Raw genomic sequence first — 18,074 nt, forward strand, 5'->3', positions numbered from 1 at the left:
ACAAATTAAAAAGCCTTTCCTGTGCAGAAATAGGAAAGGCTTTTTTGTTCCTGCTTGGAGTTAAACCAAGGTCATGGTACCTAAAATGCGATCACCTTTTGCCCCAGTCACAGCAGGTAAATTACCACTTAACTGTTGGCAAAAACGCATCGCTAACCAAGCAAACGCCGTCGCTTCTACCCAAGTTGGGTTCAAACCTAAATCGGCTGTGCTTTGCACAGTCCACTGATGTTTTCGCAAACGCCAGCGTAACTGTTCCAATAGGTAGGAGTTATAAGCACCACCACCGCAGACGTAGACTTCGCCTGTATCCATGCCAGAACGGTAAATGGCTTTTTTAATGGCACGTGTGGTCAGCTTTAATAAAGTCGCTTGTACGTTTTCAGGATTATCTTCGAGTTCGTCATATTCCACATCATTGCGCCAATCTGCAATTTGCTCATCTAGCCATTCCAAATTAAAGTCTTCGCGCCCCGTACTTTTTGGCGGTTCTTTAGAGAAAAATGCATGCGCTTGCAATCGATCTAGTAAGCTGCGAATCGGGTGTCCATAAGCAGCCCAGTTGCCATTTTCATCATACGGCTGACCTGTATAACGCTCACACCAAGCATCCATTAAAATATTGGCAGGCCCTGTATCAAAACCAGATACTGCTTCAGGCTGCCCCGCAGGTAATAAGCTGACATTGGCAATACCGCCTAAATTTAAAATAACCCGATGAATACTCGAATGTTGAAATAAGTTTTGATGGAATGCTGGTACTAAAGGTGCACCTTGTCCACCTGCGGCCATATCACGACGACGAAAATCTGAAATTACAGGAATTTGTGTGATTTCGGTGATGATATTGGGGTCACCAATTTGCAAGGTAAAGCCATGTTCGGGACGATGACGAATCGTTTGACCATGTGAGCCAATCGCTTTAATTTGAGATTTATCTAGTTTATTTTTTTCGATCAGACTATTAATGCCATGACCAATCATGGTGGCCAAAGCTACATCGGCCTTGCCCATGCGGTCAATTTCATTGTCATCAGGCAAAGTCAGTGCCATGAGTTCATCACGTAAATCAGGGTCAAACGGCAAAGTTAGGGTGGCGTGGAGTTGCAGTGGATCAAAAGAAGCAGCAACAAGATCGACACCATCCATGCTTGTGCCCGTCATTACCCCAATATAGATCGCTGTCATGGTTATTCTATAGCCTGCAATATGCTGAAAAAGTGTTAGTATATCGCACAAATTGAATAACTGATGTGTTTGGATTTCGTGATGTCAAATTTCCTGCCGGCTGAAGAACAACTTGCTCTCATTCAACGAGGCACGCATGAAATTATTTCTGAAGAAGATCTTCTGAAGAAATTAAAAGAGAATCGTCCTTTAAAAATTAAGGCGGGTTTTGACCCGACAGCACCTGATTTACACTTGGGGCATACGGTATTAATCAATAAATTAAAAGTATTCCAAGACTTAGGTCACGAAGTGTTTTTCTTGATTGGCGACTATACGGCCATGATTGGTGATCCAACAGGTAAAAGTGCAACTCGTCCGCCGTTGTCACGTGAAAAAGTTTTGGAAAATGCCAAAACTTATCAAGAACAGGTTTTTAAAATTCTTGATCCTCAGAAAACCAAAGTGGTGTTTAACTCTGAATGGTTTGCTACAAAAACTGCAGCCGATTTAATCCAATTGGCATCGCAGCAGACTGTAGCACGCATGTTGGAACGTGATGACTTCACCAAGCGTTATAACAACCAACAACCGATCGCGATTCACGAATTTTTGTATCCATTGGTACAAGGTTATGACTCGGTGGCCTTACAAGCCGATGTGGAGTTAGGTGGTACAGACCAGACCTTTAACTTGTTGATGGGACGTACCTTACAAGGTCGTTATGATCAAGAAGCGCAAGTGTGTATCACGGTGCCAATTTTAGAAGGTTTAGATGGCGTCAATAAAATGTCTAAATCTTTAGGCAACTATATTGGCGTGTTTGATGCACCGGGTGCGATGTATCAAAAAGTCTTATCTATGCCAGACAGTCTGATAGAACGCTATTTTGAATTACTCAGCTTTAAGTCAATGGATGAAATTGACGTATTGTTGAAAGAAATGGCAGAAGGGCGTAATCCTCAAGAAATCAAAAAGATTTTGGCGCTTGAGTTGGTTGAGCGTTTCCACGGTGCGGAAGCTGCTGCAAACGCCCATAAAGGTGCGGGCAATATTATTACCGAAGGTGAATTACCAGAAGGTACACCTGAGGTGACCATTTCACGTGCTGAGTTTGGCGGTGAATTATTTATTGCTTCTATTGTGCGTGCAGCAGGCCTGACTAAAAATGCAGCGCAAGCCAAAGATGCAGTTGCACGTGGTGCAGTAAAAGTGGACTGGAATGTTGTAGATGCAGGTTTTTCTGTGAAGGAAAATGCAACGCATATTATTCAGGCGGGCAAAAAAGCGATTGCCAAAGTCACTTTTACCGACTAATCGTGTGCTAAGTAATTGAAAATAAAAGCAGGCATTGGCCTGCTTTTATTTTATGTTGGGTATATGAATTATTTAAATAAGTAAATTCAAAAAAAACCTTATAAAAACAACACTTAAATTTTGCCAAGTGGCTTGCATTTTTGCTCAGTTATGTATATGATTCATCCATCTAGACACAGTGTACAAAACAGATCTAGAGGGTACTTATAACTATAGCTCCACAATTTCCAAGTCTCTTCCCCAAGGGACTCTTTTTTTTCGTATAACTATAATAACGATATATGGATCGCATATAGATTCAACTCCGAGGGAGAGATTTTGGGAGAGATCTCTTTCTTTTTTTTGCCTCTAGTTTTGTTGTATTTTATATCTAAAGGTAAAATGTAAGATTACTTCTCTTTGTTTTATAAAAATATTCTTAAAACTTTAAGACCTAATTCAAATTTCAAAGCTACTTATATATGGTAAAACATCTTGTAAGTAGTGCATGTGGATGGCGCGATCTAAACTTGCCGAATAGAAGAGTAGGTTTGTCAACTTGAAGTCGGTAATGCAAATGCTAAGCATCAACTTTGAATTAACGGACAAAACCACCAAGCTGACATGAAATCAATGCTAGATGTACGCCGTATGTAGGAATATTATTTTGGATAATGCAAAAGCATTTTTAACTGAGATGTAAAATTTTTTAGATGTCGTAAGATGAAACGAATCATATACATTGGCAATCGTTGATTGCAGTCTTCAAAACTTGACCGATTTGAACCCATAAAAGTATGGATAAAAAAAGTCTTCTCTGCATTGTAGAGGAGAGTTTTTATTTAAATTTGATGAAAAAATAGCTAAAAAATTAAAAAACCAAGCATTTTTGTAGAAAAAAAATACATACGTGAAAAATATTCTAATTTGGGGCTTGCAAAGATTTTGAAATCCCCTAGAATGCACCCATCCCGACGCGAAACAACTAAGTAACTTAGCTCACAGGGTTAAGTTGTAGAGAAAGTTTTGCGTTATATTTTCACTGACGAAGTGAAAATAAGATCATTAAGAGATTATGAAGAACAACTTGTGTGGATTTTTACTGATTGATTGATCGAAATATTATCATTGATTGATTGGTTTAAATTACTCGAAGTTTATTTGAGCGAAATTTAAGTCAGAAAATTGATGAGCCAGATTTGGAAGTTTAGATTAAAACTTCAAAATGATTTTAACTGAAGAGTTTGATCATGGCTCAGATTGAACGCTGGCGGCAGGCTTAACACATGCAAGTCGAGCGGGCGAGGTTGCTTCGGTAACTGACCTAGCGGCGGACGGGTGAGTAATGCTTAGGAATCTGCCTATTAGTGGGGGACAACATTCCGAAAGGAATGCTAATACCGCATACGTCCTACGGGAGAAAGCAGGGGATCATTTGACCTTGCGCTAATAGATGAGCCTAAGTCGGATTAGCTAGTTGGTGGGGTAAAGGCCTACCAAGGCGACGATCTGTAGCGGGTCTGAGAGGATGATCCGCCACACTGGGACTGAGACACGGCCCAGACTCCTACGGGAGGCAGCAGTGGGGAATATTGGACAATGGGGGGAACCCTGATCCAGCCATGCCGCGTGTGTGAAGAAGGCCTTTTGGTTGTAAAGCACTTTAAGCGAGGAGGAGGCTCTCTTAGTTAATACCTGAGAAGAGTGGACGTTACTCGCAGAATAAGCACCGGCTAACTCTGTGCCAGCAGCCGCGGTAATACAGAGGGTGCGAGCGTTAATCGGATTTACTGGGCGTAAAGCGCGCGTAGGTGGCTAATTAAGTCAAATGTGAAATCCCCGAGCTTAACTTGGGAATTGCATTCGATACTGGTTGGCTAGAGTATGGGAGAGGATGGTAGAATTCCAGGTGTAGCGGTGAAATGCGTAGAGATCTGGAGGAATACCGATGGCGAAGGCAGCCATCTGGCCTAATACTGACACTGAGGTGCGAAAGCATGGGGAGCAAACAGGATTAGATACCCTGGTAGTCCATGCCGTAAACGATGTCTACTAGCCGTTGGGGGATTTGATCCTTTAGTGGCGCAGCTAACGCGATAAGTAGACCGCCTGGGGAGTACGGTCGCAAGACTAAAACTCAAATGAATTGACGGGGGCCCGCACAAGCGGTGGAGCATGTGGTTTAATTCGATGCAACGCGAAGAACCTTACCTGGCCTTGACATAGTAGAAACTTTCCAGAGATGGATTGGTGCCTTCGGGAATCTACATACAGGTGCTGCATGGCTGTCGTCAGCTCGTGTCGTGAGATGTTGGGTTAAGTCCCGCAACGAGCGCAACCCTTTTCCTTACTTGCCAGCATTTCGGATGGGAACTTTAAGGATACTGCCAGTGACAAACTGGAGGAAGGCGGGGACGACGTCAAGTCATCATGGCCCTTACGGCCAGGGCTACACACGTGCTACAATGGTCGGTACAAAGGGTTGCTACACAGCGATGTGATGCTAATCTCAAAAAGCCGATCGTAGTCCGGATCGCAGTCTGCAACTCGACTGCGTGAAGTCGGAATCGCTAGTAATCGCGGATCAGAATGCCGCGGTGAATACGTTCCCGGGCCTTGTACACACCGCCCGTCACACCATGGGAGTTTGTTGCACCAGAAGTAGGTAGTCTAACCGCAAGGAGGACGCTTACCACGGTGTGGCCGATGACTGGGGTGAAGTCGTAACAAGGTAGCCGTAGGGGAACCTGCGGCTGGATCACCTCCTTAACGAAAGATTGACGATTGGTAAGAATCCACAACAAGTTGTTCTTCATGACGATGTATCTGAGGGTCTGTAGCTCAGTTGGTTAGAGCACACGCTTGATAAGCGTGGGGTCACAAGTTCAAGTCTTGTCAGACCCACCATGACATACTTCATAGATACATTGACTTATTGATAAGCTGGGGACTTAGCTTAGTTGGTAGAGCGCCTGCTTTGCACGCAGGAGGTCAGGAGTTCGACTCTCCTAGTCTCCACCACGTACTTTTCAAGTACGGGATGAGCTAAAGATTACAGAATTTAGTAAATAGGTTAAATCGTAAAGATTTAATGATTTATTAAATTCTGTGATTTATCACAGTGAACTACTCGCTGACGAGGCGGTAGGAAATCATTAACAGATTGGCAAAATTGAGTCTGAAATAAATTGTTCAACTCATTTAATTCAAGATTGACAGTAATGCTTCGGTATTACGTTTTAATTACGAATTGAAATGAGAACTAGCAAATTAACTGAATCAAGCGTTTTGGTATATGAATCTAATTGAAGCTGTACAGTGCTTAAGTGCACAGTGCTCTAAACTGAAATGTTGAAGTTACTAACTTGTAGGTAACGTCGACTGTTTGGGGTTGTATAGTCAAGTAATTAAGTGCATGTGGTGGATGCCTTGGCAGTCAGAGGCGAAGAAAGACGTGATAGCCTGCGAAAAGCTCCGGGGAGGCGGCAAATATCCTTTGATCCGGAGATTTCTGAATGGGGGAACCCACCTACCTTAAGGTAGGTATCGTATGATGAATACATAGTCATACGAAGCGAACGCGGGGAAGTGAAACATCTCAGTACCCGTAGGAAAAGAAATCAATTGAGATTCCCTCAGTAGCGGCGAGCGAAAGGGGAAAAGCCCATTAAGTTATGTGTGTTTTAGTGGAATGCTCTGGGAAGTGCAACCATAGTGGGTGATAGTCCTGTACACGAAAGGGCACACATAATGATGACGAGTAGGGCGAGGCACGTGAAACCTTGTCTGAATATGGGGGGACCATCCTCCAAGGCTAAATACTCCTGACTGACCGATAGTGAACCAGTACCGTGAGGGAAAGGCGAAAAGAACCCCTGTGAGGGGAGTGAAATAGATCCTGAAACCGCATGCATACAAGCAGTGGGAGCCGACTTGTTCGGTGACTGCGTACCTTTTGTATAATGGGTCAGCGACTTATATTCAGTAGCGAGGTTAACCGAATAGGGGAGCCGTAGAGAAATCGAGTCTTAATAGGGCGTCTAGTTGCTGGGTATAGACCCGAAACCGGGTGATCTATCCATGAGCAGGTTGAAGGTTGGGTAACACTAACTGGAGGACCGAACCCACTGTCGTTGAAAAGCCAGGGGATGACTTGTGGATAGGGGTGAAAGGCTAATCAAACTCGGTGATAGCTGGTTCTCCCCGAAAGCTATTTAGGTAGCGCCTCGGACGAATACCATTGGGGGTAGAGCACTGTTTCGGCTAGGGGGTCATCCCGACTTACCAAACCGATGCAAACTCCGAATACCAATGAGTACTATCCGGGAGACAGACTGCGGGTGCTAACGTCCGTAGTCAAGAGGAAAACAATCCAGACCGCCAGCTAAGGCCCCAAAATCATAGTTAAGTGGGAAACGATGTGGGAAGGCATAGACAGCTAGGAGGTTGGCTTAGAAGCAGCCACCCTTTAAAGAAAGCGTAATAGCTCACTAGTCGAGTCGGCCTGCGCGGAAGATGTAACGGGGCTAAAACTATGTGCCGAAGCTGCGGATGTATACTTTGTATACGTGGTAGGGGAGCGTTCTGTAAGCCGATGAAGGTGGATTGAGAAGTCTGCTGGAGGTATCAGAAGTGCGAATGCTGACGTGAGTAACGACAAAACGGGTGAAAAACCCGTTCGCTGAAAGACCAAGGGTTCCAGTCCAACGTTAATCGGGGCTGGGTGAGTCGACCCCTAAGGCGAGGCCGAGAGGCGTAGTCGATGGGAAATTGGTTAATATTCCAATACTTCAGTGTAATGCGATGAGAGGACGGAGAAGGTTAAGTCAGCCTGGCGTTGGTTGTCCAGGTGAAAGGAAGTAGGCATGCATCTTAGGCAAATCCGGGGTGCTCTATGCTGAGATCTGATAGCAAGCTGTACTTGTACAGTGAAGTGGCTGATACCCTGCTTCCAGGAAAAGTCTCTAAGCTTCAGTTACACTGGAATCGTACCCGAAACCGACACAGGTGGTCAGGTCGAGTAGACCAAAGCGCTTGAGAGAACTCTGCTGAAGGAACTAGGCAAAATGGTACCGTAACTTCGGGAGAAGGTACGCTGTTGATGGTGATAGGACTTGCTCCTTGAGCTGTCGACAGCCTCAGAAACCAGGCCGCTGCAACTGTTTATTAAAAACATAGCACTCTGCAAACACGAAAGTGGACGTATAGGGTGTGATGCCTGCCCGGTGCTGGAAGGTTAATTGATGGGGTTAGCGTAAGCGAAGCTCTTGATCGAAGCCCCAGTAAACGGCGGCCGTAACTATAACGGTCCTAAGGTAGCGAAATTCCTTGTCGGGTAAGTTCCGACCTGCACGAATGGCATAATGATGGCGGCGCTGTCTCCAGCAGAGGCTCAGTGAAATCGAATTCGCCGTGAAGATGCGGTGTACCCGCGGCTAGACGGAAAGACCCCGTGAACCTTTACTGCAGCTTGACATTGAACTTTGACCTTACTTGTGTAGGATAGGTGGGAGGCTTTGAAACTCGGACGCTAGTTCGAGTGGAGCCGTCCTTGAAATACCACCCTGGTAATGTTGAGGTTCTAACTCTGTCCCGTTATCCGGGACGAGGACCATGTCTGGTGGGTAGTTTGACTGGGGCGGTCTCCTCCTAAAGAGTAACGGAGGAGTACGAAGGTGCGCTCAGCGTGGTCGGAAATCACGCGTAGAGTATAAAGGCAAAAGCGCGCTTAACTGCGAGACCCACAAGTCGAGCAGGTACGAAAGTAGGTCTTAGTGATCCGGTGGTTCTGTATGGAAGGGCCATCGCTCAACGGATAAAAGGTACTCTGGGGATAACAGGCTGATACCGCCCAAGAGTTCATATCGACGGCGGTGTTTGGCACCTCGATGTCGGCTCATCTCATCCTGGGGCTGAAGCAGGTCCCAAGGGTATGGCTGTTCGCCATTTAAAGAGGTACGCGAGCTGGGTTTAGAACGTCGTGAGACAGTTCGGTCCCTATCTACCGTGGGCGCTGGAAATTTGAGAGGATCTGCTCCTAGTACGAGAGGACCAGAGTGGACGAACCTCTGGTGTACCGGTTGTGACGCCAGTCGCATCGCCGGGTAGCTATGTTCGGAAGGGATAACCGCTGAAAGCATCTAAGCGGGAAGCCTACCTCAAGATAAGATTTCCCCGAGGCTTTATGCCTCCTAAAGAGCCGTTGAAGACTACGACGTTGATAGGTTGGATGTGGAAGCATAGCGATATGTGAAGCTGACCAATACTAATTGCTCGTGAGGCTTGACTATACAACACCCAAACAGTTGTTGTATCACAAGCATCAATCGATTCATAAAAGATCACTTAAACCTGATCAGATCAAATATCTTGATTCAGCCCTTGCTGAACATGAAATTTCAGATACAATAGCCAACCTGTTAATAACTCATTTGGAACCAAGTAAGGCATTACAAGCGAAAGCATCAAGCTTAAGCAATGTAACTAAGACCCGAACAAGTCCATAACAGTTGTGCTGGCGACAATAGCAAGAGTGAACCACCTGATCCCTTCCCGAACTCAGAAGTGAAACCTCTTCGCGCTGATGGTAGTGTGGGGTTACCCATGTGAGAGTAAGTCATCGCCAGCTCATTATTCTAAACACCCTCAACTAACGTTGAGGGTGTTTTTTTATACATAAAATATAAATCTTAAGAAGAAAAAACCCTTAAACATAATTTAAGGGGTTTTTAAAGTTATATAAATATCAAATACTTAGAAATGTGCTTCTAAACCTAAATATGGGCCTTTAAACTCTAATTGAGTTTCCTGATTGGAATCTTGATTCAGCTTAATATCTAAAATACGATAGCCTGCTTTTAAACCAACATCGACTAAAATGGCATCTATAAAGTTATATTTAATTTCTGCTTGAGCATCACGTACTTCATTGTCGCTATTTTTGGCATAGTTAGCTTCAGCTTTAGCACTTAAACCCGTAAACGGTAATTTGACCGCTGCTTCTGCATATAGCATAGGTAGCGTTTCACTGACGTCTTGTGTTGAAAACAAATTCGATCTTAAGTCGCCTTCGAGTAATTTTGCACCGAATCCAACATCTGCTGCAACAATATTATCTAAAATTTCATAATATAAAATGAAATCTGAATAGTCTAAGTCGAGCTGATGGGTTTTTACACCTGCAACACTTTGTTCACTTTCGGCCTGTAAATTGGTGTGTTTAATTTTTGCATTGGGCAAAAATGGCACAGGATGCTCGACTGAAATGCTAAAAGGTAGGGCATAATCATCATCAAGCGCAGGTGAAAGTTGCGTTTGAGTCCAGTCTGCACTGTATTTCCAGTAATCTAGGCTGGCTTTTAAACCAATGATATCGGCATGTGCAAATGAACAGCCAGCAAGGCTGAGTGCTAAAGCAAAACGTGATATGGTGATCATAAGAACCCTAAAATTTGTGGACATCATTTTGTCGTGATTGGATTTAAATTGTGATTTTGCATAGGATGTCTATATCTTATGCGCTATTGTCCAACTTAGTGCATCATACATTTTCTTGAATCACAATTCTTGTAAAAATATAGCCTAATTCGCGCCAAAAAAAGAGGATTTCAGTATGCAAAATGTCCATCCACCTGTCGATTACCCGCTGTATCTTGCCAATAAAGCAGTAGAAACAGGGCAATGGTTAGCCGTTCAGCATAAATATTCTCAAAAATTATATGCACGTGTCGCACTTACCGATGAAAAAAGTATTGAAAAAGCTATTCGTGCAGCCGTCAAAGCAGAAGCCAAAATGGCAAAATTACAGCCATTTCAGAAACAAAAAATTCTGCTGCATTGTGTGCAGCGTTTCCAAGATATGCGCGAAGAATTGGTTGACATTCTAATAGCTGAAGGTGGAAAGCCACGCATGGCTGCAATGGCAGAGGTGGAGCGTTTAATTAATACCTTCCAAATTGCGGCAGATGCTGTATCGCAATTAGATGAAGGGCGCATTTTGCCTTTGGCTGTGACGGCTGCTGCTGCAAATTATCAAGGGATGGTCAAGCATGTGCCGATTGGTGCAGTATCTTTAATTAGTCCGTTTAATTTTCCACTGAATTTAACTGCACATAAAATTGCGCCTGCCATTGCAGCAGGTTGTCCTTTTGTACTGAAACCTGCCAGTGCTACCCCTATTTCAGCATTAAAAATTGCAGAAGTGTTAGCAGAAACAGATTTACCTAAAGGTGCTTTTTCGGTATTGCCTTGTGAGCGGGAACAAGCGGATGTTTTAGTGACCGATGACCGTTTTAAGCTGTTGAGTTTTACGGGTTCAGATGTTGTGGGTTGGGATATGAAAGCCCGTGCAGGCCGTAAAAAAGTGACCTTAGAATTGGGCGGCAATGCAGCAGTGATGATTGAACCTGATACAGAATTGAATGATGCGCTGATCAATCGTCTCATTGGCGGGGCATATAATCATGCAGGGCAGGTGTGTATTAGTGTGCAACGTATTTTAGTGCATGCAGATATATATGCTGATCTGAAAAAGAAAATGGTCAGCCAGCTGAAAAAAATCAAAGCGGCAGACCCAGATTTAGACACGACGCTAGTTGGCCCAATGATTAAGGCTTCTGAAGCGCAGCGTCTGAAAAAATGGGTCGATAAGGCAGTGAAGAAAGGCGCAAAATTGTTGGTCGGTGGGGAACTCAAAGGGGTGATGTTTGAGCCGACTTTATTGGAACAGGTCGATCCAAACTTAGAAGTATATAAAGATGAAGTCTTTGGGCCAGTTGCCATTTTGGAAAAATATTCATCTTTTGAACAAGGGATTGCGCGTATTAATCAAAGCCGTTTTGGTTTACAGGCAGGTGTGTATACAAAGAGTCTGGACAAAATGCTGTATGCATGGGAGCAGTTGCAGGTAGGTGGTGTGATTATTAATGATATTCCATCCTTCCGCGTGGACAATATGCCTTATGGTGGCGTGAAAGATTCAGGTTTAGGGCGAGAAGGGATTCAATCTGCCATTCGTGATATGCAGGAAGAACGTTTATTGGTAATTAAGCGTTAAGGCATTGCTCTTTTTTGTGTAATTTACCTAGCGCTGTAGTGATTTAAAAACAACTTCGGTGCTGCTTAGAATAGATGAAAAGTAAAATAATCAGAACAAGCTAAAAAATATATTCCAAATAGTTATATTATTTATAACCAAAAAATCAAGTCAAAATGGAATGGAATTTGAACGTTTGATTAAAAAAGTGCATATAAAAAGCATCTTTCTGAGCAGAATTTACAGAAAAATTGTTCAAAAATGAGTATTGTTAAGCCATACAAAAGCGCACTATTTTGTAAAAACTTTAAGCAAGATTTTCTGAATATTTCGCTGTTTGATCTTTAGATCATGACGCTCACAAGGTGTAACTCTAAAGCAAACACCCAGATTTTCATTTTTTGCAGAATATTTTTTGTGTGCGCTAAAGTACCGTAATATAAGTAAATTTAAGCTAATGAAAAAGCAGGTTTATTTATATAAAAGGTTAAAATTAAAAACAAGCAGTAAAAAATATTCTGAAGTTTAGGTGTTCTATGACAGATTCTCGTGAGAGTTGGTCCGCACGATCAGGCTTCATTATTGCAGCCATTGGTTCTGCGGTCGGGCTAGGCAATATTTGGCGTTTCCCTTATGTTGCGTATGAAAATGGTGGCGGTGCATTTTTAATTCCGTATTTAATTGCGATCTTTGCCGCAGGTTTGCCATTATTGTTTTTGGACTATGCGGTCGGGCATAAGTACCGTAAAGCACCGCCAACGGCTTATAAAAAGCTGATGAACAGCGAATCACTTGGTTGGTGGCAAGTGATGGTGACCTTGTTGATTGGGATTTACTATGCCAGCGTGTTGTCTTGGGCAGGCAGCTATATGTTCTATTCCATTGGTCAACAATGGGGTGCAGATACAGAAAAATTCTTCTTCTCGACCTATTTGCAAAATGGTGAAGGCTTAGCTTTCGGTTTTGTACCGACTTTATTTATTGGATTAGTCATCGTGTGGACGTTGGTGATGTTCATTTTATATGGTGGGGTCAAAAAAGGGGTGGAGCTGTCGAATAAAATCTTTATGCCATTGTTGGTGATTTTATTCTCCATTTTGGTGATTCAAGCTTTACGTTTACCTGGTGCGGTAGATGGCTTAAATGCTTTCTTTACCCCAAACTGGGAAGCAATGGCGAACTATAAAGTTTGGTTAGCTGCCTTTGGTCATATCTTCTTCTCGCTTTCAGTCGGATTCGGGATCATGCTGACCTATTCATCTTACTTAAAGCGTAAAACCAATTTGACAGGTTCTGGCTTGGTGGTGGCATTGGCCAACTCTTCATTTGAAATTCTAGCGGGTATTGGTATTTTTGCTGCGCTTGGTTTCATGGCCTACAGCGCAGGTTCATCGGTAGATGAAGTGGTTTCTGGCGGTATTGGTTTAGCCTTTATTGCATTCCCGAAAATCATTTCAAGCTTGGGTGCAGGTGGCGATTTATTTGGTTTCTTATTCTTCGCTTCATTGACGGTTGCAGGGGTGACCTCAATGGTGAGTATTCTGCAAGTGCCCATTGCTGCGTTCCAAGACAAACTGGGTTGGTCGCGTAAGCGTGCAGTAACCATCATTGCGGGTGGTTCAGCTATTGTTTCAACCATTTTATTCTCTACCCACAGCGCGATCACTTTGGTCGACATCATTGACTACTTTGCCAACAACATTGGTATTGTTGGTGGTGGTTTATTGTCGATCATTTTGGTGACTTGGTTCCGTCGTCCATTGCTCAAAGAATTGCAGCAACACGTTAACCAATACTCAAGCATTAAATTGGGTTGGGGCTGGAATTTCCTATTAACCATCGTGACTCCGCTTTCATTGCTCGTGGCTTTAGGCTTAACCCTGAAATCTATTTTTGCAGAAGGCTATGGTGGTTATCCATTACACATTTTACTCACCGTGGGTGGTGGTACCGTAGTGCTCTTTATTATTGGCGCGGTATTGCTTAGCCGCTTAAAAGATCACGACGCAGCGGAGAAATAAGATGAATACATCTGCATTGGTGATGTTGATTATTTCAACAGTGGTACTTTGGGGGGGGTTAGTTTTGGCGATGATTCACTTGATCAAAAACCCAGATGAACTCGAAGACTAAGCATTTTGCTGAAACGGGTGCGATGCTGTAAAGCATTGCACTGGCTAACTAAAATAACCCTTGATTGATTCAAGGGTTATTTTTTGGAAAGGCTATTAAATGAGAAGAATCGTTAAAACAGAAATAGCTTAGGCGGTTTTTTCAATACGACAATAATAAAAACCATCCCCGCGTCCTTGTTGCGGCAATAATTGGCGTCCATACAGTTGTGGAATGCCCCAATCTGCCTCAATTTTGACTTCTTTGGCATTTTGATGTTCGGAAAAGAATTGCTGCATTTGCTGTTCATTTTCGGCTTTTAAAACCGAGCAGGTAATGTAAAGCAAGGTGCCACCAACTTTGAGCTGTTGCCACATCTGCTGCAAAATCTGTTGCTGTAATACCACCGTCTGCTGAATATCGCTAGATTGACGCAGCAAACGAATATCTGGATGACGACGCAAGACTCCAATTGCAGAACATGGTGCATCCAATACAATACAGTCTACTGCTTCACTGGCATTCCATGTGGTTGCATCGGCAGCCAAAATTTCGACTTGCGCTTCTTGATTCAGTTGCAGACGTTCTAGGTTTTCGCTGACACGTAACAGACGTTTGGCATCCTGATCTAAGGCAATCAATTTTTTAGGCTGAAATTTTTCGAGCAGATGCGCTGTTTTACCGCCGGGTGCTGCGCAGGCATCGACCACGACTTTGCCATCTAAATTTGGCAAGAGCGTTGCACACAGTTGGGCATGTTCATCCTGAACGGAAAATACGCCTTCATCAAAACCAGGTAAGTCAGGAATGTGCACATTTTGCAACATCACAATGCCGACTTCAGACACGGTGCAAGCTTCTGCTGAAATCTCTTGTTCCTGCAAAATTTCTAAATAGTCATCACGGCTGATTTGGCGTGTATTAACCCTTAAGGTCAGAGGTGCGGTTTGCTTTAAAGTTTGCGTCAGTTGTTCTAATTGTTCAGGCCAATCTTTTTTCAAGCGTTTATACAACCAACTTGGCAAACCATGTGCCTGCGCCAAAGCCGTTTGAAATTCCGATGTTTCACGTGAAACACGACGCAGAATCGCATTCACCACACCGCTGAGTGCTTGATAGCCCAATTGTTTGGCTGCAGTTACGGTTTCTGAAATTGCGGCATGACTGGCTACACGGGTGCAAAGCACTTGATATAAGCCAACATATAAGCAGGTTTCAACGGTTTCATTGTTGAGTGGTTTTACCAACAGCGGCAAAGTAATGCTTTTTAGGGCATACCATTGTCGCAAGGTGCCCAAAACCAGCTCATGAAACAAGGCGCGGTCTCGTTCTGCGACTTTACTTAAATGTGCAGGTAAAACACTCGCCAATGACTGCCCTTGTTGTGCAGCCAATAGCGTACGGATGACTTGGGCACGCAAGTTCAAATGTGAGTTGCCTGATTCAGAATGGCTCATGCGAGAACTTGTCCTGTTTGAAGTTTTTGAGTTTGAATGATTTGCACAGGATTCAGGGGTTTAGCGCCTGGCCATTGCAACGAGCTTAAGCACACTGCTTGTTGATCGCCACAAGCGACGTGTACGCCTTGTTTGTCTAGTTTTAAAATTGTACCCGCAGCTTTGCCTTGTGCAGATTCATCCGATAATGCTGAACCCCAGACGCGCAAGTTTTGAGTGTCATCTAAAGGGATAAACGCCACAGGCCACGGATTAAAGGCACGGATATTACGGTCAATTTCGGTTGCAGTTTGTGACCAGTTAATTTGCGCTTCGGCTTTGGTCAGTTTGTGTGCATAGACCGTCAAGGCTTCATCTTGCACTTCACGCGCGGCTAAATAGTCTTGCAATTTTTGCTCAGAAGCCAATACTTCAACAATTGCTTCGGCGCCTTGCTGCGCCAGTTTGTCATGTAAAGTGGCAGAGGTGTCTGTTTCAGTAATTGGGCATCGGGTTTTATACATCATATCGCCCGTATCTAAGCCGGCGGCCATTTTCATAATGGTGATGCCTGTTTCGGTATCCCCTGTGGCGATGGCGCGCTGAATCGGCGCTGCACCACGCCAACGTGGCAATAAAGAACCGTGAATATTCAAGCAGCCATATTTAGGCGTATCTAAAACTACTTGTGGCAAGATTAAACCATAGGCCGCAACCACCATCACATCGGCATTCAATGCAGCCAATTCTTGTTGAGCCGCCAGACCTTCTTCAGTAGATGATTTAAAATGCAAAGGTTGATACACAGGAAGATCGTGTTGAAGTGCCAATTGCTTCACCGCAGATGCTGTGAGTTTTTGTCCGCGTCCTGCTTTACGGTCAGGCTGAGTGTAAACCGCGACAATCTCATGTTCGGTGTTCAGGAGTGCTGCCAAAGCGCTTGCAGCAAATTCAGGCGTACCTGCAAAAACGATTTTCAATGGAAATCAACCCATAGTTTTAGATGACGCGGCAATTATAACAAATTGCGGCTCAAAGGTCGGAACGGGTTGTAACAAATCCACCTTGTCCCCTTGCTCAGCAAACAAAGCAGCACTTTGTTCTTGCTCATGTGGCTAAAACTTTCTCAGATTGCGTTATGAAACTTGGCAATAGTCTCGCTATTCCCTGCGTTTCATGCCTAATCTGCTCAGTTTTAGCCTACAGCGCAAGCCATTTATGAAATGTCAACAGATCCTAATAATGCAAAATTTAAAAATTATTCATGAAAGTTTTGTATTGAACAATAAATTCTAGAGTGCATTCTCGCCCTTTTAAGGGTGAGCCAGCTCTTTTCTTAATATGACTATATAAGTTAAAATTGTCATTAAATATCATTGGTTTGTATTATAGATTCACTTTTTTATGTTATAATTAAATTGTATTTTTAGGAGCATTTTCATTGCTAACAGGCATCCAATTAAGAGCGTATCCAACCAATCATCAAAAGCTGATCCTTAGTCAGTGGATGGGTTGCGCTCGTTTTATTTGGAATGCTAAGTGCGATGAAGATAAATACTTCCGTGGCTTTGCACGTAAGTTCACTCCTTACAATCAATATTATGAAACGCAAGATCAAAAATACTCACACTTTAAATCAGAAGAACTCAGCGCATGGCTAAAACAATGCCCTAGCCAAATCCTGAGAAATTCAGCAACCAATTGGAAAGAAACTCTTGATAGGTTTAAAAGTGGCATTTGTGGTCGTCCGAAGCGTAAAAAGAAAACAGATAAAGGCTCAATTTACCTCACCCGTGAATTGTTCAGATTCGAGCCTGACCAGTTTGGCAAACTGCATCTATTTATTGGTACGAAAACCAATAACATCGGAATTTTAAAGTTTGGGATTCATGCTGATTTTAACGAGCCTAAATCCCTCTACATCCGTAAAGAACGTGGTCAATACTTTGTGTCATTTTGCTATGAAGATGATCAGGACATTCAAGTAATCAAGCCCGAAGAACATCTAGAATATCTACGTGGTATGACAGCAGAACAGCTACAAGAGATTGTGGTTGGTATTGATCGTGGCGTGGTTATCCCTGTTCATGCAGAGCATAAAGAATTTGATTTCTCCAAAGAGCAGAAGAATCACCTATCTAAAGCGGATCGCTATATCAAACGCCTGCAACGGAAACTATCACAACAACAAAAAGACTCTAACCGCAGAGCAAGAACCAAACATCGTATTGCGGTGCATCATGCAAAGAAAGCTAATATCCGCAAGGATTTTGCCCACAAAACTAGCCATGCATTGGTTAATGGATTTGGTAAAGTTTTTGTATTTGAGAAATTAAATACCAAGCAGATGACTAAGAAGCCTGCACCGAAAAAAGATGAGTTAGGTCGTTTCATTCCCAATAAAGCCAAAGCGAAAGCTGGCTTAAACAAGGCGATCCTCAATGTAGGTTGGTACCAGATCGCATCGTTCCTGAAATACAAAGCGGAACGATTAGGAAAAGCAGTTTTTAGTATCCCTGCTGCTTACACCAGTCAAGAGTGCGCTTCATGCGGTCACACTCGCCCCGACAATCGCAAGAGCCAAGACAGGTTCAAATGCGTGAATTGTGGACACATTGACAATGCAGATCATAATGCAGCAATGGTGATTAAACAGAGGGCAGTAAAATTAATCTTAGACAGTGGAACACTGTTGGATGACAATCACTTGTCATCTAGTGGGCGTGGAGGTGTTCGTAAGACGAAAAAGAGTGTTAAAGCTTTTTCTCGCTGTACCGATGAAGCGTCAAAAGAGAAGTGTGCAGCTTAGGCTGCATCACGGAAACTCGGTTGCTTTAGCACTGAGTAGTTCATTTCAGTATGATCAACAAGGTGCTGTGGGTTTTCGTCACTTTTTATCCATCATAAAGTCGGTAAAGCAGCAGCCTTACTACCTCAAGCTGTAGTAAAATACAAAGATTCTTAAACTGTTTTGCAGTGATACAGATCTTGCAAACAGTATTATTTCGCCAGAATGAATTTCAGATTCA

The 18,074-nt window shown here is 43.4% G+C and carries 9 protein-coding genes, 2 tRNA genes and 3 rRNA genes; 10 read left to right on the forward strand and 4 right to left on the reverse strand.

The genetic code is table 11. From position 1 onward, the window contains the following. Positions 1-60 precede the first annotated feature (60 nt). Entirely contained in the window at positions 61-1,188 is a 1,128-nt protein-coding gene (locus tag ACNS8M_RS00060) for an anhydro-N-acetylmuramic acid kinase (RefSeq protein ID WP_168526448.1), read from the reverse strand. Between the two features lie 63 nt (positions 1,189-1,251). On the opposite strand from ACNS8M_RS00060, the gene tyrS reads away from it, so the two are divergent. The 6 genes from tyrS to rrf all read left to right on the forward strand — a co-directional run bounded on the left by tyrS (position 1,252) and on the right by rrf (position 9,091). Beyond that, positions 1,252-2,484, forward strand: coding sequence for a tyrosine--tRNA ligase (gene tyrS / locus ACNS8M_RS00065; protein WP_168418748.1), 1,233 nt, complete (start codon positions 1,252-1,254; stop codon positions 2,482-2,484). A gap of 1,211 nt (positions 2,485-3,695) precedes the next feature. Next, positions 3,696-5,232, forward strand: a 16S ribosomal RNA gene (locus tag ACNS8M_RS00070). Positions 5,233-5,293: 61 nt separating this feature from the next. Beyond that, positions 5,294-5,370: transfer RNA gene (locus ACNS8M_RS00075), tRNA-Ile, on the forward strand. Between the two features lie 38 nt (positions 5,371-5,408). Beyond that, positions 5,409-5,484 (forward strand) — tRNA-Ala (locus tag ACNS8M_RS00080). A 376-nt stretch (positions 5,485-5,860) separates the two neighbouring features. Next, positions 5,861-8,753 (forward strand): 23S ribosomal RNA (locus ACNS8M_RS00085). A 223-nt stretch (positions 8,754-8,976) separates the two neighbouring features. Beyond that, positions 8,977-9,091: ribosomal RNA gene (gene rrf, locus ACNS8M_RS00090) — 5S ribosomal RNA — on the forward strand. Together the 16S, 23S and 5S rRNA genes with 2 tRNA genes alongside form the textbook arrangement of a ribosomal RNA operon. 125 nt (positions 9,092-9,216) lie before the next feature. Here the strand turns inward: rrf and ACNS8M_RS00095 are convergent. Then, positions 9,217-9,900, reverse strand: coding sequence for a TIGR04219 family outer membrane beta-barrel protein (locus ACNS8M_RS00095; RefSeq protein WP_419224947.1), 684 nt, complete (start codon positions 9,898-9,900; stop codon positions 9,217-9,219). Positions 9,901-10,075: 175 nt separating this feature from the next. On the opposite strand from ACNS8M_RS00095, the gene ACNS8M_RS00100 reads away from it, so the two are divergent. The 3 genes from ACNS8M_RS00100 to ACNS8M_RS00110 all read left to right on the forward strand — a co-directional run bounded on the left by ACNS8M_RS00100 (position 10,076) and on the right by ACNS8M_RS00110 (position 13,630). Continuing rightward, positions 10,076-11,518 (forward strand): aldehyde dehydrogenase family protein, encoded by a 1,443-nt coding sequence (locus tag ACNS8M_RS00100; protein WP_419224948.1) that lies wholly within the window; start codon positions 10,076-10,078, stop codon positions 11,516-11,518. A 515-nt stretch (positions 11,519-12,033) separates the two neighbouring features. Continuing rightward, the gene (locus ACNS8M_RS00105) at positions 12,034-13,518 is read left to right on the forward strand and encodes a sodium-dependent transporter (protein WP_419224949.1); all 1,485 of its coding nucleotides are present in this window, start codon (positions 12,034-12,036) and stop codon (positions 13,516-13,518) included. Position 13,519: 1 nt separating this feature from the next. Continuing rightward, the gene (locus ACNS8M_RS00110) at positions 13,520-13,630 is read left to right on the forward strand and encodes a methionine/alanine import family NSS transporter small subunit (RefSeq protein WP_004970370.1); all 111 of its coding nucleotides are present in this window, start codon (positions 13,520-13,522) and stop codon (positions 13,628-13,630) included. Between the two features lie 128 nt (positions 13,631-13,758). Here the strand turns inward: ACNS8M_RS00110 and rsmB are convergent, their stop codons facing one another. Together rsmB and fmt are read right to left on the reverse strand one after the other, a co-directional pair. After that, positions 13,759-15,066 (reverse strand): 16S rRNA (cytosine(967)-C(5))-methyltransferase RsmB, encoded by a 1,308-nt coding sequence (rsmB, locus tag ACNS8M_RS00115; protein ID WP_419224950.1) that lies wholly within the window; start codon positions 15,064-15,066, stop codon positions 13,759-13,761. Beyond that, positions 15,063-16,025: a methionyl-tRNA formyltransferase gene (fmt, locus tag ACNS8M_RS00120; RefSeq protein WP_419224951.1), complete on the reverse strand. Its 963-nt coding sequence runs from the start codon at positions 16,023-16,025 to the stop codon at positions 15,063-15,065. Before fmt ends, rsmB begins: the two co-directional genes overlap by 4 nt. A 461-nt stretch (positions 16,026-16,486) precedes the next feature. Between fmt and ACNS8M_RS00125 the strand changes: the two genes are divergently transcribed. Then, positions 16,487-17,854, forward strand: a complete 1,368-nt coding sequence (locus tag ACNS8M_RS00125) for an RNA-guided endonuclease InsQ/TnpB family protein (protein WP_419224952.1) — start codon at positions 16,487-16,489, stop codon at positions 17,852-17,854. The last annotated feature ends 220 nt before the right edge of the window (positions 17,855-18,074 follow it).

The sequence above is a fragment of the Acinetobacter sp. A2 genome (assembly GCF_048537555.1).
Classification (GTDB): domain Bacteria; phylum Pseudomonadota; class Gammaproteobacteria; order Pseudomonadales; family Moraxellaceae; genus Acinetobacter.

Excerpts from the sequence above, each read along its gene's own strand:
- ACNS8M_RS00060 (WP_168526448.1), bottom strand. The coding sequence starts at position 1,188 with ATGACAGCGATCTATATTGGGGTAATGACGGGCACAAGCATGGATGGT.
- tyrS (WP_168418748.1), top strand. The coding sequence starts at position 1,252 with ATGTGTTTGGATTTCGTGATGTCAAATTTCCTGCCGGCTGAAGAACAA.
- ACNS8M_RS00095 (WP_419224947.1), bottom strand. The coding sequence starts at position 9,900 with ATGATCACCATATCACGTTTTGCTTTAGCACTCAGCCTTGCTGGCTGT.
- ACNS8M_RS00100 (WP_419224948.1), top strand. The coding sequence starts at position 10,076 with ATGCAAAATGTCCATCCACCTGTCGATTACCCGCTGTATCTTGCCAAT.
- ACNS8M_RS00105 (WP_419224949.1), top strand. The coding sequence starts at position 12,034 with ATGACAGATTCTCGTGAGAGTTGGTCCGCACGATCAGGCTTCATTATT.
- ACNS8M_RS00110 (WP_004970370.1), top strand. The coding sequence starts at position 13,520 with ATGAATACATCTGCATTGGTGATGTTGATTATTTCAACAGTGGTACTT.
- rsmB (WP_419224950.1), bottom strand. The coding sequence starts at position 15,066 with ATGAGCCATTCTGAATCAGGCAACTCACATTTGAACTTGCGTGCCCAA.